General features: G+C 74.6%; 22 protein-coding genes and 1 tRNA gene. 12 read left to right on the top strand and 11 right to left on the bottom strand.

Going from position 1 to position 25416, the window contains the following annotated elements; genetic code table 11:
• The first annotated feature begins 25 nt into the window (after positions 1-25).
• Complete coding sequence (locus BKA21_RS11280; protein ID WP_170208951.1) at positions 26-1510, top strand: PQQ-binding-like beta-propeller repeat protein; 1485 nt, start codon at positions 26-28, stop codon at positions 1508-1510.
• Between the two features lie 42 nt (positions 1511-1552).
• On the opposite strand, the gene BKA21_RS11275 is transcribed toward BKA21_RS11280, so the two are convergent.
• Together BKA21_RS11275 and BKA21_RS11270 are read right to left on the bottom strand one after the other, a co-directional pair.
• The gene (locus tag BKA21_RS11275) at positions 1553-3724 is read right to left on the bottom strand and encodes a putative bifunctional diguanylate cyclase/phosphodiesterase (RefSeq protein WP_140458272.1); all 2172 of its coding nucleotides are present in this window, start codon (positions 3722-3724) and stop codon (positions 1553-1555) included.
• A gap of 242 nt (positions 3725-3966) precedes the next feature.
• Positions 3967-5628 carry a glycoside hydrolase family 64 protein gene (locus tag BKA21_RS11270; RefSeq protein WP_140458477.1) on the bottom strand — a complete coding sequence of 554 codons (1662 nt, stop codon included), beginning with the start codon at positions 5626-5628 and terminating at the stop codon, positions 3967-3969.
• Positions 5629-5919: 291 nt separating this feature from the next.
• Here BKA21_RS11270 and BKA21_RS11265 point away from each other — a divergent pair, with 291 nt between their 5' ends.
• A complete protein-coding gene (locus BKA21_RS11265) occupies positions 5920-7638 on the top strand; it encodes an SdrD B-like domain-containing protein (protein WP_179625358.1) in 1719 nt (572 codons plus the stop codon).
• 109 nt (positions 7639-7747) lie between these two features.
• Complete coding sequence (locus tag BKA21_RS11260; protein ID WP_140458270.1) at positions 7748-8578, top strand: siderophore-interacting protein; 831 nt, start codon at positions 7748-7750, stop codon at positions 8576-8578.
• Positions 8579-8584: 6 nt separating this feature from the next.
• On the opposite strand, the gene BKA21_RS11255 is transcribed toward BKA21_RS11260, so the two are convergent.
• From BKA21_RS11255 to BKA21_RS11245, 3 genes are all read right to left on the bottom strand, one after another.
• The gene (locus tag BKA21_RS11255; RefSeq protein ID WP_140458269.1) at positions 8585-8980 is read right to left on the bottom strand and encodes a DoxX family protein; all 396 of its coding nucleotides are present in this window, start codon (positions 8978-8980) and stop codon (positions 8585-8587) included.
• An 89-nt stretch (positions 8981-9069) separates the two neighbouring features.
• Positions 9070-9591: a TrmH family RNA methyltransferase gene (locus tag BKA21_RS11250; protein ID WP_203793596.1), complete on the bottom strand. Its 522-nt coding sequence runs from the start codon at positions 9589-9591 to the stop codon at positions 9070-9072.
• Positions 9592-9771: 180 nt separating this feature from the next.
• Positions 9772-9854, bottom strand: a tRNA-Leu gene (locus BKA21_RS11245).
• Between the two features lie 406 nt (positions 9855-10260).
• Here BKA21_RS11245 and BKA21_RS11240 point away from each other — a divergent pair.
• The 7 genes from BKA21_RS11240 to pknB are packed head-to-tail and all read left to right on the top strand — an operon-like array spanning position 10261 to position 19539.
• Entirely contained in the window at positions 10261-10968 is a 708-nt protein-coding gene (locus BKA21_RS11240; RefSeq protein WP_140458476.1) for an FHA domain-containing protein, read from the top strand.
• Between the two features lie 10 nt (positions 10969-10978).
• A complete protein-coding gene (locus BKA21_RS11235) occupies positions 10979-11527 on the top strand; it encodes an FHA domain-containing protein FhaB/FipA (RefSeq protein WP_140458267.1) in 549 nt (182 codons plus the stop codon).
• Between the two features lie 3 nt (positions 11528-11530).
• Complete coding sequence (locus BKA21_RS11230; RefSeq protein WP_140458266.1) at positions 11531-12943, top strand: PP2C family protein-serine/threonine phosphatase; 1413 nt, start codon at positions 11531-11533, stop codon at positions 12941-12943.
• Complete coding sequence (locus BKA21_RS11225) at positions 12943-14634, top strand: FtsW/RodA/SpoVE family cell cycle protein (RefSeq protein ID WP_239073025.1); 1692 nt, start codon at positions 12943-12945, stop codon at positions 14632-14634. The genes BKA21_RS11230 and BKA21_RS11225 overlap by 1 nt, the downstream gene beginning before the upstream one ends.
• On the top strand, positions 14631-16082 hold the full coding sequence (locus tag BKA21_RS11220; RefSeq protein WP_140458265.1) for a peptidoglycan D,D-transpeptidase FtsI family protein: 1452 nt from the start codon (positions 14631-14633) through the stop codon (positions 16080-16082). Before BKA21_RS11225 ends, BKA21_RS11220 begins: the two co-directional genes overlap by 4 nt.
• Positions 16079-17527 carry a serine/threonine-protein kinase gene (locus tag BKA21_RS11215; protein WP_140458264.1) on the top strand — a complete coding sequence of 483 codons (1449 nt, stop codon included), beginning with the start codon at positions 16079-16081 and terminating at the stop codon, positions 17525-17527. The genes BKA21_RS11220 and BKA21_RS11215 overlap by 4 nt, the downstream gene beginning before the upstream one ends.
• Positions 17527-19539, top strand: coding sequence for a Stk1 family PASTA domain-containing Ser/Thr kinase (gene pknB, locus BKA21_RS11210; RefSeq protein ID WP_140458263.1), 2013 nt, complete (start codon positions 17527-17529; stop codon positions 19537-19539). The genes BKA21_RS11215 and pknB overlap by 1 nt, the downstream gene beginning before the upstream one ends.
• 95 nt (positions 19540-19634) lie before the next feature.
• On the opposite strand, the gene BKA21_RS11205 is transcribed toward pknB, so the two are convergent.
• From BKA21_RS11205 to BKA21_RS11190, 4 genes are read right to left on the bottom strand one after another with little or no spacing between them, the layout of a single operon-like run.
• Positions 19635-20258, bottom strand: a complete 624-nt coding sequence (locus tag BKA21_RS11205) for an aminodeoxychorismate/anthranilate synthase component II (RefSeq protein ID WP_140458475.1) — start codon at positions 20256-20258, stop codon at positions 19635-19637.
• Between the two features lies 1 nt (position 20259).
• Positions 20260-20418: a hypothetical protein gene (locus tag BKA21_RS11200; protein ID WP_179625357.1), complete on the bottom strand. Its 159-nt coding sequence runs from the start codon at positions 20416-20418 to the stop codon at positions 20260-20262.
• Positions 20419-20471: 53 nt separating this feature from the next.
• Entirely contained in the window at positions 20472-21269 is a 798-nt protein-coding gene (locus BKA21_RS11195; RefSeq protein ID WP_140458262.1) for a class E sortase, read from the bottom strand.
• Positions 21266-22111, bottom strand: coding sequence for a DUF881 domain-containing protein (locus BKA21_RS11190; protein WP_239073026.1), 846 nt, complete (start codon positions 22109-22111; stop codon positions 21266-21268). The genes BKA21_RS11195 and BKA21_RS11190 overlap by 4 nt, the downstream gene beginning before the upstream one ends.
• Before the next feature lie 178 nt (positions 22112-22289).
• Between BKA21_RS11190 and BKA21_RS11185 the strand changes: the two genes are divergently transcribed.
• The gene (locus BKA21_RS11185; RefSeq protein WP_373367007.1) at positions 22290-22553 is read left to right on the top strand and encodes a cell division protein CrgA; all 264 of its coding nucleotides are present in this window, start codon (positions 22290-22292) and stop codon (positions 22551-22553) included.
• Positions 22554-22783: 230 nt separating this feature from the next.
• Here the strand turns inward: BKA21_RS11185 and BKA21_RS11180 are convergent, their stop codons facing one another.
• Together BKA21_RS11180 and BKA21_RS11175 are read right to left on the bottom strand one after the other, a co-directional pair.
• On the bottom strand, positions 22784-23689 hold the full coding sequence (locus BKA21_RS11180) for a rhomboid family intramembrane serine protease (protein WP_308439109.1): 906 nt from the start codon (positions 23687-23689) through the stop codon (positions 22784-22786).
• Between the two features lie 29 nt (positions 23690-23718).
• Positions 23719-24258, bottom strand: a complete 540-nt coding sequence (locus BKA21_RS11175) for a peptidylprolyl isomerase (protein WP_140458261.1) — start codon at positions 24256-24258, stop codon at positions 23719-23721.
• 114 nt (positions 24259-24372) lie between these two features.
• On the opposite strand from BKA21_RS11175, the gene BKA21_RS11170 reads away from it, so the two are divergent.
• The gene (locus tag BKA21_RS11170; RefSeq protein WP_140458260.1) at positions 24373-25287 is read left to right on the top strand and encodes a hypothetical protein; all 915 of its coding nucleotides are present in this window, start codon (positions 24373-24375) and stop codon (positions 25285-25287) included.
• Positions 25288-25416 lie beyond the last annotated feature (129 nt).

The following is a 25416-nucleotide window of genomic DNA, read 5'->3' as shown; positions in this document are numbered from 1 at the left end:
GGTGCCGGGGCCCTACCGTCGACCCGTGGCACGCGCGGGCAGGGTCGAGGTCGAGCTCGTCGAGGACGACGCGGACGGCCGTCCCGGCGCGCCCGGGCCGCGCACCGACGGCGAGGCCGCACGCGCGACGGCCCGGCGTGCGGGTGCGGCCGTCGGCGTCGCCGCCCGCGGGGTGCGACGCCGGTTCCGCCCGTGGTGGCTCGTGCCGCCGCTCGTCCTCGCGCTCGGGCTGGGCGCGGCGCAGCACGTCACCGACGCCCGCGAGCGCGAGCGGCTGGCGGCGCTGGCGCAGGTGCCAGGTGTGCTGCCGCTGCTCGACGGCCCGCTGGAGCCCGTGTGGACGAGCGGCCCGGACGGTGGCGGGTGGCCGTTCGCCGTGACGGACGAGGTCGTGCTGGTCCAGCGCTATGCCCAGGACGGCGAGTCGCGGGTGGACGCGCACGACCTGGGGGCGGGCGAGCAGGCCTGGTCCGCGCTGCTGCCCGCGCCGGTGCTGGGCGAGGGCGTGGGACCGGGATGGTTCGGCACGAGCTGCGCCCCTCCGCGTGACGGCACCCTGGTGTGCCTCGCGTCGTCCGGCCCTGACGCGCTCGACCTGACGACGGACAGGCCGGGTCACGTGGAAGCCGTGGTCGTGGACACCGCGACCGGTGCCGCCGAGCCGGGCCTGCGGCTGGACGTCCCGTCACTGGCCGCGGCGTCCGTGGCGGGCACCTCGGTCGTCCTCGTCGGCATCGACGGGGACGGGACGCCCGTGGTCCGCGCGCTCGACCCGCAGGACGGGGGCGAGCGGTGGCGGGCGGCGCTGGACGCGTTCCTGCCGGACGACCCGCGCAGCGTGTGGGCGCCCTTCCTGGCTCAGCCGCTCGTGCCGGGCGTGGTCGTGCTCGACCTGGGCGCCCCGTTCGGTGTCGTGCTCCTCGACGAGTCGACCGGGGAGGTGCTGGACCACGTCGCGGATGCGTCGGTGCCGTGGTGGGCGGACGGCGTGGACGGGGTGGTCCTCGACGGTCGCGACGCGACCGTGCTGTGGTCGCGGGAGGGGACGACCGTCGTCCCCGGCTCGCCGGTGTGGACGCCGGTCGACGACGGGTCGTTCGGCGACGTGGTGCCCGTGCTCCACGGCGAGGACGTCGTCCTGGTGGGGTCGGACGGCACCGAGCGGGTGCGGGTCGGGGTCGGCGGGGCCGACTCCGTCGCGGTGCTCGACGGGCGCGTCGTGGTGGGCGACGGGAAGCGGACGGCGGTGGTCGAGCCCGACGGCACCGTCGTGTGGGAGGTCCGCGGCACGTGGAGCTCGTCGGCCCCGGCGCTGCTGATGACCGACGGCCGGGTCGTGGTGCGGCGGGGCGAGGCCGCGCCGGGTGGGGCGGTGACACTCGAGGCGTTCGCGTCGGACGACGGGCGTCCGGCCTGGTCGACGACCCTGACAGGTGTGCTCGACCTCACCTGGGTCCACGGCCGGCTGCTGGGGGTGACCTCCGACGGCGGAGTCGCACTGCTGCGCTGAGCCCGGTGCGTCAAGCGGCGTCGTCGATCGGCGACGCCGACGTCAGGCGCGCTGCTGGAGGACGTTGTCCCCGGTGCGGGGTGACGGGACGGCGGGGGCGGCGGAGAAGCCGGCCACGAGGTCGTCGACGGGGACGGCGGGGGCCCGCAGGAAGCCCTGCCACCGGTCGCAGCCGAGCTGGCGGAGCACCTCGAGCGTGGGTGCGTCCTCGACGCCCTCGGCGAGGACCTCGACGCCGAGCCGGTGGGCGATCGCGATGGTGCCGGACACGATCGCGCGCGTGCGGGCGTCGGTGGCCAGGCGGACCGTGAAGCTGCGGTCGAGCTTGAGCTCGTGCGCGGGCAGGTCGTGCAGGTACGCCAGCGAGGCGTAGCCGGTGCCGTAGTCGTCGATGGACACGACGACGTCCCGCTCGCGCAGGCGTCGCATGGTGTCGCCGGCGACCTCGGGGTCGCGCATGAGGCTGGTCTCGGTGACCTCGACGACGAGGCGGTCGGCCGCGAGGTCCGACGCGGCGAGGGCCTGCTCGACGGCGCCGAGCAGGCCGGGGTGGGACAGGCAGGTGGCGGACACGTTGACCGCGAGGCGCACGTGCGCGGGCCAGCGGGCGGCGTCGCGGGCGGCGGTGCGCAGCACGTGCGCCGTCAGCGCCGGCATGAGACCCGCCTCCTCGGCGAGCGGGAGGAACTCCATCGGCGGCAGCAGCCCGAGCACGGGGTGCCGCCAGCGCACGAGCGCCTCGGCGCCGACGACCGCGTCCGTGACCACGTCGACCTGCGGCTGGTAGTGGACGACGAGGGCGCCGCGGGCCGCGCCGGGCTCGTCGAGCAGGACGCCGCGCAGGTCCTCCAGCAGCAGGTGCCGGCGCTGGACCTCGTCGTCGACGGCGGCGTCGTAGGTGCGCACGCCGCCGCCGGCTCGCTTGGCCATGTACATGGCGGTGTCGGCGCGGCGGACCAGGTCGATGCCGTGGTCGGCGAGCTCGTTGGACGCCACCCCGACGCTGGCGCCGAGCCCGAGGCGCTGCGCGCGGACCTCGACGGGCACGGCCAGCAGCGCGATGACGTCGTGGGCCGTGCGGGTCGCGTCGTCCAGGCCGGTGCCGCGCAGGACGATCGCGAACTCGTCGCCGCCGAACCGGGCGAGCAGCGCGTCGGCGGGCAGGTGCCGGCGCAGGCGGTCGGCGACCTGCCGGATGACCTCGTCGCCGCCGGCGTGGCCGAGGCGGTCGTTGACGTTCTTGAACCCGTCGAGGTCGATGACCAGCAGCGACGTGCTGCTCTCCAGGGCGTAGGTCGCCTCGACCGCCTCGACGAGTGCGCGGCGGTTGGCGACGCCGGTGAGCATGTCGGTGCGGGCCTCGACCCGGGAGTCCGCGAGGTCGGCGAGCTCGCCGACGAGCCGGGTCAGGCGGGTCGCGGCGATGAGGCCGGCGAGCAGGCTGAGCGTGAACGTCGCGGGGCTGGGGCCGCCGGGCACGGCCGCGTCGACGACGACGAGCACGAGGGAGGCGAACAGCACGACGACCGCGCCCACGGCCGTCGCGACGGACGACGCGTCACGGCGCTGGTCCGCGCTCACGCGCACCGTGCTGATGGCGGCGGCGCAGACGGCGAGCCCGCCCCAGGCGGCGGCGAGCACGAGCCGCTCGGACGACCCGTCGGTGAGCAGCGCCCGCACCTCGCGCCAGCCGTCGACGACCACGACGACCCACACGAGGGCGATGAGGGTCGCGGGCACGACGCGGCGCGCGAGGCCGCTGATCGCGAGGATCGTGGTGGCGGTGCCGAGCACGACGACGAGCGCGCCGACCTGGACGGCCATGCCGTGCAGCGCCCACGGGTCGGCGCCGGGCGGGCTGACCCGTACGCCGATCACCTCGGCGAGCGCGACGCCGGTGAGCAGCGCCGACACCCCGTTCGACCAGTCGCCCGGCGTCGCGGTGAGCGTGACGTCGCGGTTCCAGTGCACGAGCCCGCGGTACACGGCGAGCGTGGCGAGGACCGACCCGGCACCGAGCGCCGCACCCGACAGAGCGAGCCGCGCGCCGACGCCCACCAGCACCGTCTCGACCGCCAGCATCGCGACCACGACGAGGGCGGCGCGCCAGAGCCACGCCCAGACGACCGCGTCGGGCTCGCCGCTGCGGGAGCGCCGGCGCAGCACCTCCGCGGCGACCGCCGACGCCACCAGCCATGCCGCCGGCTCGAGCACCCGCTCCTCCTGTCGTCGTCGATGAGGAGACCCCATCGCCTACGACATCGGCTGGTCACCGTCCAGGGCGAGCGTCCAGGAGGTGTTTCCCCCGGAGTTCACCCGCGCGAGGGTCGGTGCGTCACCCGTGCGCCGTCCCTGCCTGCACGGGGACGGCAGACGGGTGGTCCCCCGCGGGTCCCGGACGCACGCAGGCCCGCCCCGGGCGGACGGGGCGGGCCTGCGGGTCGGTGCGGGTCGGGTCAGACGCGCGACCACTTCTGGTTGGCGGTGCCGGCGCAGGTCCAGATCTGCAGGCGGGCGCCGTTGGCGGCGTTCCAGTCGGTGATGTCGAGGCACTTGTCGGCCTGCGGGTTCACCAGGTCGCCGGCGTCCGACAGGACCCACTGCTGGGCGGCGTTGCCCGAGCACGTCGCGATCTGCACGGGTGCGCCGTCGCCGACCGCGCCCCACGCGACGTCGAGGCACTTGCCGTTCTGCGTGCGGATCGTGCCGTCGACCATCTCCCACTGCTGGTTGGTGCCGCCGGTGCAGTCCCACGTCTGGACGCGCACGCCGTCGCCGAAGCTCCACGCGGGCACGTCGAGGCACTTGCCGTTCCAGTCGCTGACGAGCGCGACGGTGCCGGCGTCGTCGTCCGAGCCGCCGTCGTCGCCACCTCCGCCGTCCCCGCCGCCGTTGTCACCGCCGTTGTCACCGCCGCCGGTCCCGGCACCGGTGAGCGGCGAGAGGTCGAGGCGCGCGCTGCGGGGGTCGCCGTCGTGCACGAGCGACTCGAAGGCGCCGACGTCGTCGAACGCGAACGCGTACGCCCGACCGTCGGCCATCGCGGCGTGCACGGTCCTGCCGTACAGGTTGGCCGGCGTCGAGGCGTAGAACTTCGTGGCGTCCGTGACGGGCTCGGTGGTGCTCGTCCCGAGCGTGCCGCGGAAGAGCGCGGCGCACAGCGTGCGGGCGATCGGCCCCACCACGGCGTCGTTGGGGGCGTGCAGGGCGCCGTCGCAGCCCCAGACGTCGGACGACGAGGGGCGCTGGAAGGTCGCGACCTGCGCGCCGGAGCTGTCGGTGAAGCGCATCGTGGTGCCGGAGGTGCGCCCGGTGTACCGGACCTGCGGCCGGTCGAGGAACGGGGTGACCACCAGGTCGCGGCTGCTGTACGCCGACCACGCCGACGCGATGTACGCGTCGAGGAACGTCGTGCTCAGGAGCCCGGCCGATGCGGCCTTGCCCGGGGCGAGCACCCGCAGGACGGTGCCGTCGTCGCGTGTGACCACGGTCTTCGCCCACGCCGGGTCGGCCTGGAGGGCCTGGACGACGGCGTCGCGACCGCCCGCGACGACCTGACCCGTGGTGGCGGTCTCGCCGTCGGCGCCCGTGACGGACACCGCGTGCGGGACGCCGAACATGTCGACCTGCGAGCTGTTGATCCACAGGCCCGCGTCGTTGTACGTCAGCTCGGACCAGTCGAACAGGATGTCCTGCGTCGGGTCGCCCGCGGCCCAGGGGGCGGGCTGCACGAGCCCGCCCGTCGTGAGGGAGAACGGCAGCTTCTCGCCGAACGAGAAGTAGATGCGGCCCGAGAACCCGCGGGGGACGCGGACGGTGGTGCTGCCGCCGGTCGCGGCGCCGGCGATCGACGCGTCGGGCGCGGGCGACGGCGGGTTGCTGCCCGCCGGCCACGCGTGGAACGTGCCCCCGGCGTCGACCCAGCCCAGCTTGCCGGACGCCAGGTCGGTGCCGAGCACGTACAGGTGGACGTCGTCGCCCAGCCCGGACTGGTTGGCGACCGTGATCGGCAGCGTGTCGGGGCCGACCGCCTGGGCCGGTGCCGCCAGGCCGGCGACGGCGACGGCCGCCAGCGCTCCTGCGGCAGCCGTGGCGGCCCATCTCGTGATCCTGCGCATCATCGTTCCTCTCGCCCCCCGAGCGGAACCGCGGGTGCGCCCCGCGGCGGTCCACCGTGCGCGGGACCGTCCCTGGTGCGGCGCGCGGCGGCGTGCCGGCGCACCGGCACATGAATTCGTGAACCACCCTTACATATCGGAACGGTAACGGTCGTCACCCGTTCGGGTGCAATGGTCACCGCTTCACCTGCGGCTTCATCCCCTTCGGCGCGCTCGCACGCGCGAGCCGGACCGATGGACACCCCAGAACGGCGCCACCCGGGCCCCGACGGACACGAAGCAGGGGACCCGATGAGAGCCCTCCCGCGCGCGCTCGCCGCCGCACTGACGCTGACCGCCGTCGCGGTCGTCCTCCCACCCGTCGTCGCGTCGGGCGCGCCCAGGCCCGACAAGGTGACCATGTGCCACCGGACGCGCTCGGTGACGAACCCGTACCGGCTCATCACCGTCGCCACGTCGTCGGTCACGGGCAACAACGGCATGGGCTCTGGCAACAGCAACGGGCACGGCGGGCACCAGGGGCCCGTGTTCGTCAGCACCCCCGGCTACTACGACAGCCACGCCAAGGACTGGGGCGACGTCATCCCGCCGTTCAGCCCCAACTACCCGGGGCTCAACTGGTCGGGCACGCTGCCCGGGTCGTGCCGTGCGATGGCACCGGCCGAGTTCTACAACGTGCAGCGCGAGGCCGGCGTCCCCCGCGACGAGGTCGTCGCCGACCTTCAGGAGCAGGGTGCCGCGGGCGACCCCGCCCCGGCCGACCTCGCGGCGCTGACCTACACCGGCTCGGACCCGGCCGTGCAGGCAGACGAGGACGCGACGCTCGGCGTCACGCCCGAACCGACCCCGACACCCACGCCCGAGCCCACGCCGGACCCGACGCCCGAGCCCACGCCGGACCCGACACCGGAGCCCACGCCGGACCCCACTCCTGAGACCACGCCGGAGCCCACGCCGGAGCCGACCGCGACCCCGACGCCCGAGCCCACCCCGGAACCCACGCCGACCCCCGAGGCGACACCGACACCCGATCCCACACCGGACCCGACGCCGGACCCCACTCCCGAGCCCACACCGACGCCCACCCCTGATCCGACTCCCACCGCGACGCCGACCCCCACACCGACGCCGACCCCGACCGCGACACCCACGCCGACACCTGCACCGACCGTCACGCCCTCCCCCACGCCCAGCCCGACCCCGAGCCCGAGCACCGTGCCCACGCCGACGCCGACGCGGGACGGGACGCAGCGCCTGACCGGCGCCGTGTGGCTCGACCTGGACCGTGACGGCACGCGCTCGGGCAGCAGCGAGGTCGGCCTGCCGGGCGCGCGCGTCGACCTGTACGCGGTCGAGCTCGACGGGACGGGTGCCGCCGGGTCGGGACGGGTCGCCTCGGCCCGCCACGCGCTCACGCGCACGCTCGTGACGAGCCGGCTCACCGACGCGAGCGGCACGTTCACCTTCACGGCGCTCCCCGTCGGCATGTACACGGTCGACGTGCAGCAGCCCGCGGCGCTCGACGTCACGTGGGACTCCGAGGGACGCGCCGACGCGACCGCGATGGTGAGCGTGCCGGAGGGCGGCGAGGCGGACGCGCAGGTCGCGCTGGCCGGCAACGCCACCGCCGACCTCGAGGTCCTGAGCCCCGCGGGTGCACCGCTCGACGGCACCGTGCTCCTGCGGTGGGCGGGCCAGGACGACCGCTTCACCACGGCGGACGACGCCGTCATCCCGGTCACCGCGGTGGACGGGCGCGTGACGGTCTCGGGCCTGCCCGCGGGCAGCTACCGCGTCGAGACCCCGGACGGCACCACCTCGGCCACGCTCACCCTCGGCGCCACGGGCGCGTCGTCCTCGGTGGTCCGGCTCGGCGGTGGCTCCGTCGGGCTCGCGGCCACGGGCTACGACGCCCGGGACGGGGGTGCGGCGGCGCTCGCGCTGCTCGCCGGGGGTGCGTTCCTCGTCGCGGGGGCGTGGTCGGCCCGTCGGCACCGCCGTCCCGTCTGACTGCTGCCCGTCCGGCGTGCGGCCCCCTCACCCGCCGCGCGCCGGGTGAGGGTAGCCTCACCTCCAGCAGGACGGGGCCGCCGGCGCCGGACGTGGCGGAGGGGCGACGATGGCCAGGCAGCAGCTCGCACGGGTCAAGCCGGAGACCTCACGGTCGTTGACGCTCGAGGTGCTGCGCACCGCCCGGGTCTCCCCGGCGTTCGCGCGGGTCACGCTGGGCGGCGGCGACGTCGAGCACTTCCGCCCGCTGGGGTTCGACCAGTGGTTCCGGCTGTTCCTGCCGGTCAGCGCGGACTCCCTCGACCACGTGCCCGACCGCCTCGACACCTTCACGTACCTGCGCCACCTCATGACGTCGTCGACGTCGCGCCCGGTGATCCGCAGCTACACGGTCCGCGCGTACCGCCCCGACGGGCCGTCCGGCCCGGAGCTCGACGTCGACCTGGTGCTGCACGGCTCCGCCGAGGACGGCACAGCCGGGCCGGCGGCGACCTGGGCGAGCACGTGCCGCGCCGGTGACCACGTGGCGATCATCGACGAGGGCATCCTCTTCGTCCCGCCCGCCGGCACCACGCAGGTCACCCTCGTCGCCGACGAGACCGCCCTGCCCGCCGTCGCGGGAGTGCTCGCGTCCCTGGACGCCGACGCCGTCGGCACCGCCGTCGTCGAGGTCCCGCACGCCGACGACCGCCAGGACCTCGACGCGCCGGTCGGCGTCGACGTGCGCTGGCTGGTGCGCGGCGACGACCCGCGCCCGCCCGGCAGCCTCGCGCTGGACCACGTGCGCGCGACCACCACGGCCCCGACCCCGACCTGGTACGGCTGGGCGGCAGGCGAGTCGGCCCTGGCCACGGGCGCACGCCGGCACTGGGTGTCCACCGGCGCGTCCCGCGACCAGATCACGTTCTGCGGCTACTGGAAGCACCGCACCCGCCACTGAGCACGATCACCTGCCTGCGCGTGCGGACCACACGACCAGCGGCCACTGCAGCGGCAGTCGTGCGAGTGTCAGCACCGCGACCGCCCACCGGCGCGGTGTCGGGCGCCGACGGGCCGCACGGACCGCACTGACGGCCATCTGCACGTTGGCGGGGAACACCCCCACCAGCAGCGCAGCACCAGCCGCCCCGGCCGCACGCCGCGTCCGCGGCACGAGCATCCCCGTCGCGCACACCAGCTCGGCCACTCCCGACCAGACCACCAGGCCCCGCGGCTCGGGCAGGCCGCGCGGCACGATCGGCTCGAAGACCTCGGGGCGCACCAGGTGCACCGTCCCGGAGACGAGGAACGCGGCCACGAGCCCGCGGGCCCCGGTGCGCAGCGGCTGGACCGACGACGTCATCCCGCGATCCTCCGCCGCCCGGACCACCGGCACCACCGCAGGCCCGCCGGACCCGTCACGTCAAGGCCCCCTGGGCACGACCGCCCCTGTCACCCCAGCCCCGCGAGCCGGTACAGCACCAGCGAGCCCGCGACGGCGACGTTGAGGCTCGAGCCCGTGCCCACCATGGGGATCTCCACGGCGAGGTCCAGCAGGTCCAGCGCCTCGCCGGGGATGCCGGTCTGCTCGTGGCCGAGCACCATGACCGTGCGCCGCCGCGCCGCGGGCAGGTCGGCGAGGCGGACGGACTCCTCGGCGAGCTCGACGCCCACGACCGCGGAGCCGCGGTCGCGCTGGCGCTGCAGCCAGCGGATCGGGTTCCCCGTCCAGTGGACGCACGCGGGGTGGCGCAGGGTGTTGCCGCGCTCCAGGGCCTCGGGGACCCACGGCAGCCGCGGGACGGCGAGGCACGCACCGACGGCGTCGCACGTGCGCAGCAAGGTGCCGAGGTTGGCGCCGTGCAGCGGCCACAGGGGCGCGGCGACGAGGTGGTCCCAGCAGGAGCGCGGGCGCCGGCGTCGTTCACGGCGCAGGTCGTGCGGGGTGCGGACCCGCACCTGCGGGCCGTTCACCGGCGGACGAGGGCGGCCCCTCCGGGCGTGATGTTCATCGTGTCGTGCTTCGCGGCGCACGTGGGCCATCGTCGGGAGCCACCATCATGGCACCACCCCGCAACGACGAAGCTCCCGGTCAGAGACCTGACCGGGAGCTTCGTGACTGCGTGAGCCGCTCGTCGCCGAGCTGCTGCTGTGTGCGCGAGGCGGGATTTGAACCCGCACGCCCTTTCGGACACTGGCACCTGAAGCCAGCGCGTCTGCCGTTCCGCCACTCGCGCGCGGTGTAGAACGTTAGCACGGCCTCCCGGCCGAGCCGACCACCTCCCGGCCCGCCCGCACCCCGACCGGACCCGCCCGCGGGTGCCGACCCCGTCGTCGATGACGCGAGGGGGACGACGGGCGTCACCGATGACGGGGTCGGCGGCAGACGGGCGAGACAGGTCGGCGGGAGGGGCGGGGCGAGGTGAGGATGGTCACCGAGGTCCCTCGCGCGCGCGGGCGCGGAGTTCTACGGTTCACGCACAGGATCTCGACACATGTCCAGGTGTCCGAGATGCCGTGCAGGGGCGGGGTCGCGGATACCATCGACCCCGGAACGTCGTGGCACCTGGCACCGACGGTCCGACGAGCACGCCGGGGCGGGACGGGGCGTGGACCGGGCCGGACCGGCGGGAGGAGGTGAGCGTGGGGTTCCTCGACAAGTTCGAGAACGGCGTCGAGCGCGTGGTCAACAACGCGTTCGCGCGCGCCTTCCGGTCGGAGGTCAAGCCGATCGAGATGGCCGACGCGCTGCGTCGTGAGCTCGACGACCGTGCGGCGGTCGTCGGCCGTGACCGCACCGTGGTGCCCAACGAGTTCACCATCGAGCTGTCGACGCCCGACTACGACCAGGTCGAGGCGTGGGGCGCCGAGGCCCTCGCCGAGGAGCTCGCGGCCAACGTCACGACGCACGCCGGCGAGCAGCACTACGCGTTCGTGGGCCCCGTGACGGTCTCGTTCTCCGAGAACACCACGCAGGAGGCCGGGCGGTTCGCCGTCCACAGCGCGACGGTGCGCGGGGCGGTGGCGCCCGCGACGAGCGCGGCACCCAGCCCGCGGCACCCGCTGGTCGACATCGACGGCCAGCGCTACATCCTCACCGGCCCCGTCACGGTCATCGGCCGCGGCTCGGAGGCCGACATCATCGTCGACGACCCCGGCGTCTCCCGGCGCCACCTCGAGATCCGCGTGACGCCCGACGGCGTCGTGGCCTCGGACATGGGCTCGACCAACGGGCTGTACGTCGAGGGCCACCAGGTGCCCGCCGCGACGCTGCTGGACGGCAACACGCTGACCATCGGACGCACGCGCATCCTCTTCTGGACCGGCGGCGACGCCGACGGGGACGAGTGACGACACGCGCATGAGCGAGCTGACCGTCACCCTTCTGCGCCTGGGCTACCTCGCGCTGCTCTGGCTGCTCGTGCTGTCCGCGATCACGGTGCTGCGGCGCGACCTGTACGGCACGCGCATCGTGGACCGCCGCCGCCCGGGCGGCCCTCCCCCGCGGCCCGCCTCGGCGTCCGCGCCCGTCGAGGTCGGCGCGCCCCCGGCCGCACCCGCCGCGCCGACGCCCGCCGAGCCGCCGACGCGCACGTCGCGCCGGTCCAGCCGCAGCGCCGGCCCGAGCCGGCTCGTCGTCACCGAGGGGCCGCTGCGCGGCACGACGATCCCCCTGAGCGGGTCGTCGATCCTCATCGGCCGCGCCCCGAGCTGCACGCTGGTGCTCGACGACGACTACTCCTCCTCGCGCCACGCGCGCCTGTTCCCGCAGGGTGAGCAGTGGTACGTCGAGGACCTCGGCTCGACCAACGGGACGTTCGTCGCGGAGCAGCGCGTGGACGCCCCCACCCCGGTGCCGAACGGCACGCCCGTGCGGGTGGGGCAGAGCGTCCTCGAGCTGCAGAGGTAGCCGGTGACGGTCGCCCTGCGCTACGCGGCGCGCTCGGACGTCGGTCTCGTCCGCAGCGACAACCAGGACTCGGCGTACGCCGGTCCGCACCTGCTCGTCGTCGCCGACGGCATGGGCGGGCACGCGGGGGGCGACGTCGCGTCGTCCGTGGCCGTGGCCGCGTTCGCCCCGCTCGACGGCGAGTCCCACGGGCCCGACGACGCGCTCGACGAGCTCGAGGTCGCGCTCGACGACGCGCGCGCCGAGATCATCGCCCGCAGCCAGGCCGACCCCGACCTGGCCGGCATGGGCACGACCGTCACCGCGATCCTGCGCGCCGGCAACAAGCTCGCGATGGTGCACCTCGGCGACTCGCGCGGGTACCTGTTCCGCGAGGGGCACCTCGCGCAGGTCACGACGGACCACACGTTCGTCCAGCACCTCGTCGACACGGGCAAGATCACGCCCGAGGAGGCCGAGCACCACCCGCAGCGGTCGGTCGTCATGCGGGTCCTGGGCGACTTCGACGCCGAGGTCACCGCCGACCTGTCCGTGCGCGAGGCCCGCGTCGGCGACCGGTGGCTGCTGTGCTCCGACGGCCTGTCGGGCTTCGTCTCGGCGGAGACCATCGAGGAGACGCTCGCGACCATCGCGGACGTCGACGTGTGCGCCGACCGGCTGGTGCAGCTCGCGCTGCGGGCCGGCGGGGGCGACAACGTGTCCGTGGTGCTCGCCGACGTCGTCGAGCTCGACGACCTGCCGGACGGCGCCCTGCCCGGCACCGCGGCGACAGTCGTGGGCGCCGCCGCGATCTCCCGCCGCCGGCCCACCGCCGCGGCCGACGGTCCCGCGGCGCGCGCCGCGTGGCTGACCCAGCGCGGCACGGGCGAGATCGAGGCTGTGCCCGCCCAGGCGGCGGCCACCGGTGCGGAGCTGGTGCTGCACGGCGCGGTCGAGGACGAGGAGCTCGCGCCGCCGCCGCGCCGCGTGGGCATCGTCGTGACCTGGGTGCTCGCGATCCTCGGTGTCGTCGGGCTGACCGCCCTGACGTACGTGTGGACGCAGGACCAGTACTTCGTCGGCGCGTCCGAGGGGAGCGTCGCGGTGTTCCGCGGCATCCCGCAGACCCTCGGCCCGCTGGAGCTGGCCGACGTCGTCGAGACCAGCGACGTGGTCGTCGCCGACCTGCCCGCCTACGTGCAGGAGCGCGTGGCGGCGACGATCAGCGCGGCGAACCTCGACGAGGCGCGCGCACTGGTCGCGACGCTCGCCGAGGACGCCGAGGCCGCGGTCGTCGAGCCCGAGCCGACGGCCACCGCGGAGCCCACCGCGACCCCGAGGCCGACGCCCACGCCGTCGCCCACCCCGAAGAGCACCCCCGCCGCGGACGCCGCGCCCGCCGGGGCGAGCGCACCCGCGGACAAGACGGAGTCATGATGGCCAGCATCCAGCCCCACCGGGTGCGGGCGGGACGCGGCACCGAGCTCGTGCTGCTCGTGCCCGCGCTCGGCCTCGGCATCGCCGGGTACGTGCTCGCGGGCCTCGGCATGACCGGCGAGGTCCCCCAGCACGTCATCGCGTACGCCGTCGGCACGACCGTGCTCGCGCTGGCCGTGCACGTGGTGCTGCGCCTGCGCGCGCCGTACGCCGACCCGGTGATCCTGCCGGTCGTCGTCGCGCTCAACGGCATCGGCCTGGCGATGATCTACCGCATCTCGATCGCGTACGCCGAGCGCGGCCGCACGTCCGACTTCGCGGACAAGCAGCTCATCTGGGCGGCCATCAGCGTGGGCCTGGCGATCACCGTGCTGCTCGTGCTGCGCGACCACCGCACGCTGCGCCGGTACATGTACACGGCGATGGTCGCGGGCCTGGTGCTGGTGCTCCTGCCGCTCACCCCGATCGGCACGGAGATCAACGGTGCCCGCATCTGGGTGTCGCTCGGCCCGGCGGGCATGCAGCCGGCGGAGTTCGCGAAGATCGCGTTCGCCGTGTTCTTCGCCGGGTACCTCGTCACGCACCGCGACACGCTCGCGCTGGCCGGCAAGAAGGTGCTCGGGCTGCAGCTGCCGCGTGCGCGCGACCTCGGGCCGATCATCATCGTGTGGGCGGTGTCGCTGGTCGTCCTGGTGCTCCAGCGCGACCTGGGCACGTCCCTGCTGTTCTTCGGCCTGTTCGTCGCGATGCTGTACGTGGCCACCGAGCGCACGAGCTGGATCGTCATCGGCATGCTGCTGTTCGTCGGCGGCGCCGCGGCGGCCGCGTCGACGTTCGGCCACGTGGCGGCCCGGTTCGACGTGTGGCTGCACGCGCTCGACCCCGAGATCTACGACCGCGACCCCGGCGGCTCCGGCCAGCTCGTGCGCGGGCTGTTCGGCATGGCCAACGGCGGGCTGTTCGGCACCGGGTGGGGCCAGGGGCGGCCGGACATCGTGCCGTACGCCGAGTCAGACTTCATCATCGCCTCGATGGGCGAGGAGCTCGGGCTCACCGGGCTGCTCGCGATCCTCGTGCTGTACACGATCCTGTTCCAGCGCGGCATGCGCACCGCCATTGGCGTCCGCGACGGCTTCGGCAAGCTCATGGCCGGCGGCCTGTCCTTCGTCGTCGCCCTGCAGCTGTTCATCGTCGTCGGCGGCGTCACGCGCCTCATCCCGCTGACCGGTCTGACGACGCCGTTCCTCGCGTACGGCGGCTCCTCCCTCGTCGCGAACTGGGTGATCGTGGCGCTGCTGCTGCGGATCTCGGACGAGGCCCGCCGGCCGGCACCCGCGATGACCCCGGTGCTGACGCCCGACAGCGGCGTCCCCGTGGCCGCGGCCACGGAGGTCGCCGGGCGCGGCGACGGGTCCGGCGACAGCCGCCGCGAGGACCGCGGCGGGTCGGACGACGAGACGTCGCTGATCGAGGGCCTCGGCGGCCCCCCGCCCGGGACGCCCCAGGCCGGCACGCCCCGCGCCGGGACCCCGCGGCTGGGCGTCCCCCGGACGAGCACGCCGCGCGGCGGCACCCCGCAGGCACCCGCACCGGTGGCCGGGCCGGCGACCGGGCCCGTGCGCCGCAGCGCGCGCCCCGCCGAGGGCCCGGACGACCAGCACACGCAGTGGATCGGAGGTGACGGACGGTGAACACCCCGGTCCGCCGCCTGGCCACGATCATGCTGGCCCTCATGGTGGCCCTCATGGGAAGCGCCACGTGGGTGCAGTACGTGCAGGCCGACGCGCTGAACAACGACACCCGCAACTCCCGCACCCTGTACCGCGAGTACAACAACGCCCGCGGGCCCATCGTCGTGGCCGGCGAGGCGATCGCGTCGTCGACGCCCGTCGACGACCCGTTCGGGTACCAGCGCAGCTACGCGAACGGCGAGCTGTACTCCGCGGTCACCGGGTTCTACTCGGTGGTCAACGGCCGCAGCCAGCTCGAGAAGGCCTCGAACGAGGTCCTCACGGGCGACTCGGACCAGCTGTTCTTCACGCGCGTGCGGGACCTGCTCACCGGTCGGACCCCCGAGGGCGCCGCGGTCGAGACGACGATCCTGCCCGCCGCCCAGGAGGCCGCCCGGGCCGGGCTCGGCGACCAGCAGGGCGCCGTCGTGGCGATCGAGCCGTCCACGGGCCGGATCCTCGCCCTGGTGTCCACGCCCGGGTTCGACCCGAACGAGCTCGCCGTGCACTCCACGAGCGACGCGTCGGCGGCGTACAACCTGCTCAGCGTCGCGGACGGCAACCCGCTGCGCAGCAACGCCACCCAGGAGCGGTACGCCCCCGGCTCGACGTTCAAGCTGGTCACGGCCGCGGCCGCGCTCGAGAGCGGCGACTACACGAGCGCGACCGAGCTGCCCGCGCCCGTCGAGCTCGACATCCCGCAGACGTCGTCGACGATCGGCAACTTCGGCGGGGGCGGCTGCGGCAGCGACCCCGTGACGCTGGCGAACGCGCTGCGCGTCTCGTGCAACACGTCGTTCGCCCAGCTGGGCCTCGACCTCGGCGAGGACGCGATCGCCGAGCAGGCCGAGCGCTTCGGGTTCGGCGACGACTCGCTGACCGTGCCGCTGCCCGTGACCGGCAGCGTGTTCCCCTCCGAGCTCGACCCGCCGTCGCTCGCCCAGTCTGCGATCGGGCAGCGCGACGTGCAGGCCACGCCGCTGCAGATGGCCATGGTCGTCGCGGCGATCGCCAACGACGGGGAGCTCATGCGGCCGTACCTGGTCGACACCGTCCGCTCCGCCGACCTCACGGTCGTCTCCGAGACCGACCCCGAGCGGTACTCGCGCCCCCTGTCGGAGGAGAACGCCGACGCGCTCACCGAGATGATGGTCGGCGTCGTCGAGGACGGCACCGCGACGTCCGCGCAGATCTCGGGCGTGCGCGTGGCGGGCAAGACGGGCACGGCGCAGACCGTCGAGGGTCAGCCCCCGCACGCGTGGTTCACCTCGTTCGCACCCGCCGACGACCCGCAGGTCGCGGTCGCGGTGCTGGTCGAGAACGGGGGGTCGCTCGGCAACGAGGCGACCGGTGGTCAGGTGGCCGCGCCCATCGCGCGCGCCGTCATGGAGGCGGTGCTCGGCGGATGAGGACGACGCATGGTGTGGCGCTCGGGGACGGCCGGTACCGGCTGCTGCGACGCATCGCCGTGGGCGGGATGGGCGAGGTCTGGGAGGCCAAGGACGACGCCCTGGCCCGGCCCGTCGCGGTCAAGGTGCTGCGCGAGGAGTACGCCGGCGACGCGGGGTTCCTCGAGCGGTTCCGCACCGAGGCGCGCAACTCCGCGGCCCTGTCGCACCCCAACATCGCCGCGCTGTTCGACTACGGCGAGCAGGACGGGTCGGCGTACCTCGTCATGGAGCTCGTCGTCGGCGAGCCGCTGAGCGACCTGCTCGAGCGCGAGCCCGTGCTCAAGCCCCGCGCCCTCGTGCCGATCCTCGCCCAGTCGGCCCGCGGCCTGCACGCCGCGCACGTCGCGGGCGTGGTGCACCGCGACGTCAAGCCGGGCAACATCCTGCTCGCGCGCCAGGGCAAGGTGAAGATCACCGACTTCGGCGTCTCGCTGGCCACCGACCAGAAGACGATGACCGCCACGGGCATGGTCATGGGCACCGCCCAGTACCTGTCCCCCGAGCAGGCCGTCGGCAAGGCGGCCACGCCGCTGTCCGACCTGTACTCGCTCGGCGTCGTCGCGTACGAGGCCATGGCCGGGCACCGCCCGTTCACCGGCCCGACGGCCGTGGACATCGCGGTCGCGCACGTCAACGACCCCGTGCCGCCCCTGCCCTCGCACGCCGACAAGAAGCTCGGCGCCCTGGTGATGCGCCTGCTGTCGAAGGAGCCGACCGAGCGGCCCGCGTCGGGCGAGGAGCTCGCCGAGCTGCTCGACCGGATGGCTCCGCGGACTCCGGCGGGCGGGATCCCCGTCTTCACCTCGACGCCGCGGCGTGCGGCGGACGGGCGGCGCGGCGAACCGGCCGGGCGCAAGCCGGAGGGCGCACCCGCTCCCGTGGCGGGTCGCCCCGCGGCCCCGCACCCCGGCGACCCCGTGCCGCCGTCGTACCAGCCGTCGACCCGGCGCGAGCGGGCCGGCCGCGGCGAGCCGTCCCGGCCCAGCGGCCGCCGTGCGGCGCCCCCGGTCTCCGGCGGTGCGCACCGGGCGTCGCAGCAGGGACCGCCGCGGTCGTGGCGCGACCGCCTCCCCCGCGAGGTCGGGGTCGGCGGGTACCGCGTGCGGCTGCCGGTGGCCGTCCTGATCCTCGTCCTCGTCACCCTGCTGGGCGCGCTGCTGGCGGACCGGATGATCGGTGCGGACGGCCCGGCAGGCACGTCGATGACGCCGACGGCCGCAACCGTGACCGTCACGAGACCGGTCGTGCTCCCCTGCGGCACGTCCGACCAGTACCCTCGTGCACGCTGGTCGGATGGGATGATCTGCCCGGAGCAGGCGCAGGCGGCCGCGGGCAGCGACCAGGTAGGCCGGACGTGGGCGGACGCCCGTGCGCCGCGAGCGACGGAAGTGAAGGACGCCTAGTGGTGGATCACGCATCCCGCATCCTTGCCGCACGGTACGAGGTCGGCGAGCTGATCGGGCGCGGCGGCATGGCCGAGGTGCACATCGGCCACGACACGCGGCTCGGCCGCACCGTCGCGATCAAGATCCTGCGCTCCGACCTGGCCCGGGACCCCTCGTTCCAGAACAGGTTCCGGCGCGAGGCGCAGTCGGCGGCAGCCCTGAACCACCCCGCGATCGTCGCGGTGTACGACACCGGTGAGGACGTCATCACCGAGCCCACCGGCGTGGTGTCGCACGTGCCGTTCATCGTCATGGAGTACGTCGAGGGCCACACGGTCCGCGACATCCTGCGCGACGGGCACGCCGTGCCGATCGAGGAGGCCGTCGAGATCGCCGCGGGCGTCCTCTCGGCGCTGGAGTACTCGCACCACGCGGGGATCGTGCACCGCGACATCAAGCCCGCCAACGTCATGATCACCCCGACGGGCGCCGTCAAGGTCATGGACTTCGGCATCGCGCGCGCCGTCGCGGACTCCGCGGCGACGATGACGCAGACGCAGGCCGTGATCGGCACCGCGCAGTACCTGTCGCCCGAGCAGGCCCGCGGCGAGCAGGTCGACGCCCGCTCCGACCTGTACTCCAGCGGCTGCCTGCTGTTCGAGATGCTCACGGGCCGGCCGCCGTTCATCGGCGACTCCCCCGTCGCCGTCGCCTACCAGCACGTGCGCGAGATCCCGCCGGTGCCGAGCTCGATCGCGTCCGACGTCCCCGAGACGCTGGACCGCATCACGCTGAAGGCGCTGGCCAAGGAGCGCGACGCCCGCTACTCATCGGCCGCGGAGTTCCGTGCCGACCTCGAGGCGATGCTGCGCGGGCAGGCCGTGGGCGCGCCCGCCGTCGGTGCCGCCGTGGCTCCCCTGGGCGGCGCCGAGACGACGCAGCTCATGGCGCCGCTGCCCGCCGCGGACGCGACGCAGGCCATGCCGCCGGCGATGCAGCCGTGGGGCGGCACGCAGCTGGCCACCGCCACGACCGACGGCGAGGACGACGAGGACGAGAACAAGCGCCCCTGGCTGGTCTGGGTGCTCTCGATCATCGCCGTGCTGGCCGTCGTCGGGATCATCTGGATGCTCGTCCAGGGCAACCAGCCCGAGGAGCCGGAGACGATCGCCGTGCCGGACGTCGTCGAGATGGAGTACGACGACGCGGTCGCCGAGCTCACGGCGCTCGGCTTCGAGACGCGGCGGGCCGAGGCAGCCGACGACTCGGTCGCGGAGGGCCTGGTCGTCAGCACCGACCCCGAGGCGGGTGCGCAGGCCGAGGACGGCGACGTCGTCGTCGTCACGGTCTCGACGGGCCCGGGCTCGGTCGAGGTGACGGACGTCGCCGGGCTCACCGAGCAGCAGGCGCGCGCCGCGCTCGAGGCGCAGGGCCTCGTCGTCAGCGTCGAGCAGCGCGACGACCCGTCGGTCGACGGTGGTACCGCGCTGGCGACAGAGCCTGCGGCAGGACAGACCGCGGAGCCGGGCCAGCAGGTGACGCTCTTCGTGGCCAGCGGCAACGTCAGCGTCCCCAACGTCGTCGGCAAGAACATCGAGGTGGCCCAGGAGGAGCTCTCCGCGCTCGGGCTGAGCGTGAACAGCTCGCCCGTCGAGAGCCGCGACCAGCCCGAGGGCAACGTCGTGAGCCAGGACAGGGCCGAGGGAGACGTCGTGCCGCGCGGCACGACGATCAACCTCGGCGTGGCGGAGGCGCCGAGCACGGCCGCCGTGCCGACGAACCTGGTCGAGATGACCTACGAGCAGGCCGTCCGCGAGCTGCAGAACGCCGGGCTGAACAACATCCGACGCCAGGACCAGGACGGCACGAGCTACCCCCGCAACACGGTGACGGCCGTGTCGCCGCAGGGCGGCACCGAGGTCGGGCTGAACCAGGAGATCGTCCTCTACGTCTCCACCGGCAACAACGGGGGCGGGGAGACGACGCCGCCCGCCGAGGGTGACGGCGAGGACACCGGCTGGCCCTGGTGACCGACCAGGACTGACGAAGGGCCCCGCGACCCCATGGTCGCGGGGCCCTTCGTGCGTCGGGGTCCGCGGCGGCCGCAGCGCGGGCCGCGGGGCCGTCAGAGCCGGACGAGCGGGTGCAGGCCCACGGAGCGCTCGACGGCGTCCTGCGCGCCGCACAGCGTCAACCAGTTGGCCAGCAGCCGGTGCCCGCCCTCGGTGAGCACCGACTCGGGGTGGAACTGCACGCCGTGCAGCGGCAGCTCACGGTGCTGCAGGCCCATGATGATGCCGTTCGCGCGCGCGGTGACGACCAGCTCGTCCGAGCACGTGCCGTCGACGACCGCGAGCGAGTGGTACCGCGTCGCGGTGAACGGCGACGGCAGGCCGGCGAGCACCCCGGTGCCGTCGTGCTCCACCTGGCTGGTCTTGCCGTGCATGAGCTCGGGGGCGTGCGTGACGGTGCCGCCGAAGACCTCCCCCAGGGCCTGGTGGCCCAGGCACACGCCGAGCATGGGCGTGCCCGCCTGCGCGCAGTCCCGGATGACCTGCATGCTCTGGCCCGCGTCGGCAGGGGTGCCGGGGCCGGGCGAGACGAGCACGCCGTCGTAGCCCGCACGCTCGGCGGCCGACGGCACGGCGTCGTTGCGGACGACCTCCGTCTTGGCGCCGAGCTGGTCGAGGTAGCCGACGATCGTGTAGACGAACGAGTCGTAGTTGTCGACGACGAGGATCCGCGTCACGTCACTCACCCACCGTGGTCTCGTTGAAGGGCATGTACGGGGCGACCGCGGGGTACACCCACAGGAAGCACGCCGCGACGACCGCCGCCGCGAGCGCGAGCGCGAGGACCGCGCGCACGGGCGTCGGGCCGGGCAGGTGCCGCCACAGCCATCCGTACATCATGAGCCTCCTTGGTCGTGGTGCCCAGCCGCCGTCCGCGCGGTGGTCACGCGTCAGGCGTCCGGGAGCAGCTCGGCGGGGGTGCCGTCGGCCACGGGCGCCCAGTAGTCCAGCACGCCGTGGACGATGTACCGCTCGCGCGCCGAGAACATCGGGTGGCAGGTCGTGAGGGTGATCGACCGATCCGTGGGCGCCACGCCGGGCTGGTTCGGCGTCGGGGCGATGACGTCGACCTGGGACGGCAGGACGACCTGCGTGGACGTGACGCGGTACACGTACCAGGTGTCCGCGGTGCGGACGACGAGCGGGTCGCCGGTCTGCAGCTCCTCGATGCGGTTGAACGGCTTGCCGTAGGTCACGCGGTGCGCGGCGAGCGCGAAGTTGCCGACCTCGCCGGGCATCGCGGTGCCCTCGTAGCGGCCGATGCCGAGGACGTCGAGGACGGTCTCGCGGTCCGTGCCCTCGCTGATCGGCCGCTCGGGCTCACCCGCCCAGCGGGGCACCTGGAGCGTCGCGAACGACTCGGCGTGCGCGGGCACGGGTGCCACCGGCGGCTCGTCGCGGCGCGGCTCGGCGATGTCGGGGCCCTCGGCTGCGGCGTCGGCGGTCGGTGCCGGCTCGAAGGGCAGGGACTGCACGATGTCGGCCTGCACGCGGTCGGCCTCGACGTCCGTCCACCACAGCTGCCACAGCAGGAACCCGAGCAGGAGCACGCCGAGGGTGATGAGCAGCTCGCCGACGACCCCGACCACCCCGTAGGCGACCGAGCTGCCCCGGCCGGGACGGGGCGCGCGGGCGTGCGCGGGCGGACGGTCCCGCCGCGTCGTGCGGGCGGGGGCAGCGGTGGTCACGTGGTCTCCTCGTCGGCGGGGAGGCCGGGCAGCACGTCGACGCCGTCGGGGACGTCGGCCCACGTCAGCTCGGTGGCGCCGGAGTAGGCGGGCAGCTCGAGAGCGGTCTGGTCCTGGACCGACCAGCCCAGCCCGAGGTCGCCGGCGTCACGCACGTACCCGGCCACGGCGGGGGACGCGGCCAGGGCGGCGCGCAGGCGCACGGGGTCGCCGACGGCCTGGACGACGTAGGGCGGGGAGTAGATGCGCCCGTGCAGGCGCAGCACGTTGCCGACGCAGCGGAAGGCGCTCGTGGCGATGACGCGCTGGTCCATGAGGCCCATGGCCTCGGCCCCGCCCGCCCAGAGCGCGTTCATGACGGACTGCAGGTCCTGCTGGTGGACGACGAGGAGGTCGGGGTTGACGTCGGTGCGTCGCGACTCGACGGGGGCGTCGTCGAGGACGACCGTGAGCCCCGGCCCGGTGACGGGCACGGTCCCGCCGGCGACGAGCTGGCCCGCGGTCGCCGGCTCGGGCGTGAGGCCGGCGGCGGCGTTCTGCTCGTCGGTGAGCCGCTCGACGGCGGCGCGCAGCGTGTCGACCTCGGACGAGAGGCGCTCGACGGTGGCGGCCTCCTGCTGGGAGAGCTCGGCGAGGTTCTGCGGGTGGCGCGAGCCGCCGTCGGCGGAGGCACGGGCGTTGACGGTGAACATCAGGCCCGACAGCGCAAGCACGAGGCCGACGGCGAGGGCTCCGCGAGCGATCCGGCGTGGGGGCCACCAGCGGCCGTCACGACCGCTCGGGGGCACCGCGGCGGCGTCGGGGGGCGCGGCGACGGGGGCGCGGTGCAGGTGCTGGTTCACCGGCGTCTCCCTCACGGCTGCTCTCGCGCGGGTGCGCGCGTGCGGCACCGCGACGGACGCGCGGTGCACGGCACTACGCTAGGTCACGTCCGGCGCCGGGCGGGGCCCGTGCGACGGACGAGTGCCCACCGGCACCCGTCACGACGCGTCGTGGGGGCCACGCCGGCGTCGAGTCCACGTGAGGAGCACCGCCGTGCCCGAGTCGAAGTCGCGCAAGAAGGCGACGTACACGCCTCCGCCCACCAAGGCGTCTGCACCGAAGCCGCTGCCGCGGTGGTTCCTGCCGACGTCGCTGGGCCTGATGATCTTCGGCCTGGTCTGGCTGGTGACGACCTACCTGACGAGCACCGCGTACCCGGTGGCGGCGCTCGGGCAGTGGAACCTCGCGGTGGGCTTCGGCTTCATCATCGTGGGCTTCGGCATGCTCACGCGGTGGCGCTGAGCACGTCGTCGTCCACAGGGTGACGGACTTCTCCACAGCGTCGTCCACAGGATGAGGGGCCTCGTCCCCACGTCGTGCACAAGCATGTGGATAGTTGCACCGTTGTGATTCCCCAGGCCGGGGCCGCCGTTCCCCAGGTGTGAGCAAACCTGGGGACGGTCATACCCGGGCGAATCGGGCAGGGCGCGCCACGAGGGCCCGTCCCGACGCCGGTCAGCCCTGCCGTGCGGTCAGACGAGGCCGACGGCGGCGTACGCCACGAGCGTGGAGACCACCAGCACGGCGCTCACCACGACGGTGGCCCCCACGGCGACGAGGGTGCGGCGCTCGCGCGGGGCGTAGGCGTAGGCGGCACCCAGGGCGGCGCCGACGAGCAGCCCGCCGAGGTGCGCCTGCCAGGCGACGTTCGGCAGGACGAACCCGAGCACGCCGTTGATCACGAGGATGCCGACGATCCCCCCGGCGTCCCGGCCCAGGCGCCGCAGCACCACGAGGACGGCACCGAAGAGGCCGAACACGGCCCCCGACGCGCCGACCATCCACTGGTCCCAGCCCAGCAGCGGGGCGAGCAGGACGGCGGCGACGGAGCCGCCGATCGCGCTGAGCAGGTAGAGCGTGGCGTAGCGCGCCCGCCCGAGCGTCTGCTCGAGGTACGGGCCGACCATCCACAGCGCGATCATGTTGAACAGGATGTGGAAGAGCTGCCCGGGAGAGTGCAGGAACGCCGCGGTGAGGAAGCGCCAGGGCTCGAAGGCGCCGTACACCGGGTTGAACGCCCACGCGTCGGTCCACCACCCCGTCGCGAGCTGGGCGACGTAGCTGGCGGCGCACAGCGCGATGATCGTGATCGTCACGACCGGACGGCCCTGGTGCAGCCGGCCGCCGAAGACGGTGCGCCCCGTGCGGACGGTCTTCGCGGCGGCGGCCACGCAGTCCATGCAGTGCACGCCCACGGCCGCGGGGCGCTGGCACTCCGGGCAGGCCGGGCGCGCGCACCGCTGGCAGCGGACGTACGCGACGCGGTCGGGGTGCCGCGGGCAGACGGGCTCGGCGGCGTCCGCGGGGTGGGTGCCCGCCCCGGGCAGCCCGCCGCCCGCCGCCGTCGGGTCGACGGGGCGGGCGGGGGGCTCGGGCACGGACGGGCCCGGGGTGGGCGTGCTGATGATCAGTCCTCGACGGTGACCGACGTGAGGACGACGTCCTGGACCGGACGGTCGCCGGGGCGCACGGGCGTCGTCGCGATCGCGTCGACGACCGCACGGCTCGCGTCGTCGGCGACCTTGCCGAAGATCGTGTGCTTGCCGTTGAGCCACGTCGTGGCCGCGACGGAGACGAAGAACTGCGAGCCGTTGGTGCCACCGACCTTGCCGGTCACGGGGTCCATGCGCTTGCCGGCGTTCGCCATCGCGAGCAGGTAGGGCTCGTTGAAGCTGAGCTCGGGGTGGATCTCGTCGTCGAAGGTGTAGCCCGGGCCGCCACGGCCGTTCCCGAGCGGGTCGCCGCCCTGGATCATGAAGCCCTCGATCACGCGGTGGAACACGAGGTCCTTGTAGAGCGGGTCGGTGCGCGGCTGGCCGGACGTGGGGTCGGTCCACTCGATGGTGCCCTGGGCGAGACCGACGAAGTTCTCGACGGTGCGCGGGGCGTGGTTCTCGAAGAGCTCGACCCGGATGTCACCGGCGGAGGTGTGGATGGTCGCGAACATGCGCCCAGTCTCCCATCGTCGGCGCGCTGCGCGCGTGCGAAGGGCGAAGTCAGGCCCACGGTGGCAGAGTGGGAGGTCACAGCCCCAGGACCGTACGACCCGTCGGGAGTGGCCATGAGTTTCACCCATCGTCCGAAGATCGACGTCGACGCCGAGCGCCTCAAGGGCCAGGCGGCGGACCTCGGCGCGACGTTCGCCGACGCCGCGTCCCACGCCCGGGAGGGCGCCAAGGACGCCGCGGTGAGGGCCTCGGACGCAGCAGGGCACGCCAAGGACTGGACGACCCCGCGCGTCGAGGCGTTCATCGACTGGCTCCTGCCCCGCATGGAGCACCTCTACAAGGAGTCGGTGAAGGCGACCGCGCCGCAGGTCGAGAAGGCCGCGCAGAAGGCGACGCCGGCGATCGACACCGCGCACGACAAGCTGGTCGACGAGCTGATCCCGAAGGTCGTCGCCGCCCTCAACGAGGCAGCGGCCAAGGCCGGGGCCTCCGTGGAGCACGCGTCGGGCGCCGCCGCGGCGGCCGCGACGAAGCACTCGGGCAAGGTCGCCAAGAGCGCGAAGAAGGCCGCCAAGCGCGCCGGCAAGGAGGCCCACAAGGCCGCGAAGGCCGCGCAGAAGGCCGACCGGTCGCACTCGGGCACGAAGGTCTTCCTCGTCGTCGCCGGGCTCGTCGGGGCCGGCGCTGCGGCGTTCGCGTGGGCGCGCTCGCGCTCGACGACCGACCCGTGGGCCGAGCCGTGGGAGCCCGCCGAGGGCGCCGACTCGCTGCGCGTGCGGGCCCAGCACGCGCGCGAGGACCTGACGGACGCCGTCGGTGACGCCGCGGACGCCGTGGGCGAGGCCGCCGGTGCCGCGGTGACCAAGAGCCGCGACGCCGCGAAGAAGGCCGGCGAGGCGCTGAGCACCGCGTCGGAGGACCTGGCGGAGAAGGTGCACGAGGCCAAGGACGTCGCCGAGGAGACGGCCCGCAAGGTCACCCGTCGCTCGGCTCCCAAGACCCCGGACGCGGGCACCGACGCCTCCTGACCCGCACGCCCGAGCGGCCCCCGGCGCACCTGCGCCGGGGGCCGCTGCGTGCCTGCGGCAGGGGCCTAAACCTTTCGGGCGTTGACCTGCGGGGGTGCGCGTCGGGACGATCCGGCGAGACCTGACCGC

It is taken from the genome of Cellulomonas oligotrophica (assembly GCF_013409875.1).
Classification (GTDB): domain Bacteria; phylum Actinomycetota; class Actinomycetes; order Actinomycetales; family Cellulomonadaceae; genus Cellulomonas; species Cellulomonas oligotrophica.
The sequence above is the reverse complement of the archived record's forward strand: the minus strand, read 5'-3'. Positions and strand labels throughout refer to the sequence as shown.

What these genes read in the sequence shown, in the direction of transcription:
- BKA21_RS11270 (WP_140458477.1), bottom strand. Translation starts at nt 5,628, where the DNA reads ATGCGCAGGATCACGAGATGGGCCGCCACGGCTGCCGCAGGAGCGCTG.
- BKA21_RS11265 (WP_179625358.1), top strand. Translation starts at nt 5,920, where the DNA reads ATGAGAGCCCTCCCGCGCGCGCTCGCCGCCGCACTGACGCTGACCGCC.
- BKA21_RS11260 (WP_140458270.1), top strand. Translation starts at nt 7,748, where the DNA reads ATGGCCAGGCAGCAGCTCGCACGGGTCAAGCCGGAGACCTCACGGTCG.
- BKA21_RS11255 (WP_140458269.1), bottom strand. Translation starts at nt 8,980, where the DNA reads ATGACGTCGTCGGTCCAGCCGCTGCGCACCGGGGCCCGCGGGCTCGTG.
- BKA21_RS11235 (WP_140458267.1), top strand. Translation starts at nt 10,979, where the DNA reads ATGAGCGAGCTGACCGTCACCCTTCTGCGCCTGGGCTACCTCGCGCTG.
- BKA21_RS11225 (WP_239073025.1), top strand. Translation starts at nt 12,943, where the DNA reads ATGGCCAGCATCCAGCCCCACCGGGTGCGGGCGGGACGCGGCACCGAG.
- BKA21_RS11215 (WP_140458264.1), top strand. Translation starts at nt 16,079, where the DNA reads ATGAGGACGACGCATGGTGTGGCGCTCGGGGACGGCCGGTACCGGCTG.
- BKA21_RS11200 (WP_179625357.1), bottom strand. Translation starts at nt 20,418, where the DNA reads ATGTACGGATGGCTGTGGCGGCACCTGCCCGGCCCGACGCCCGTGCGC.
- BKA21_RS11175 (WP_140458261.1), bottom strand. Translation starts at nt 24,258, where the DNA reads ATGTTCGCGACCATCCACACCTCCGCCGGTGACATCCGGGTCGAGCTC.
- BKA21_RS11170 (WP_140458260.1), top strand. Translation starts at nt 24,373, where the DNA reads ATGAGTTTCACCCATCGTCCGAAGATCGACGTCGACGCCGAGCGCCTC.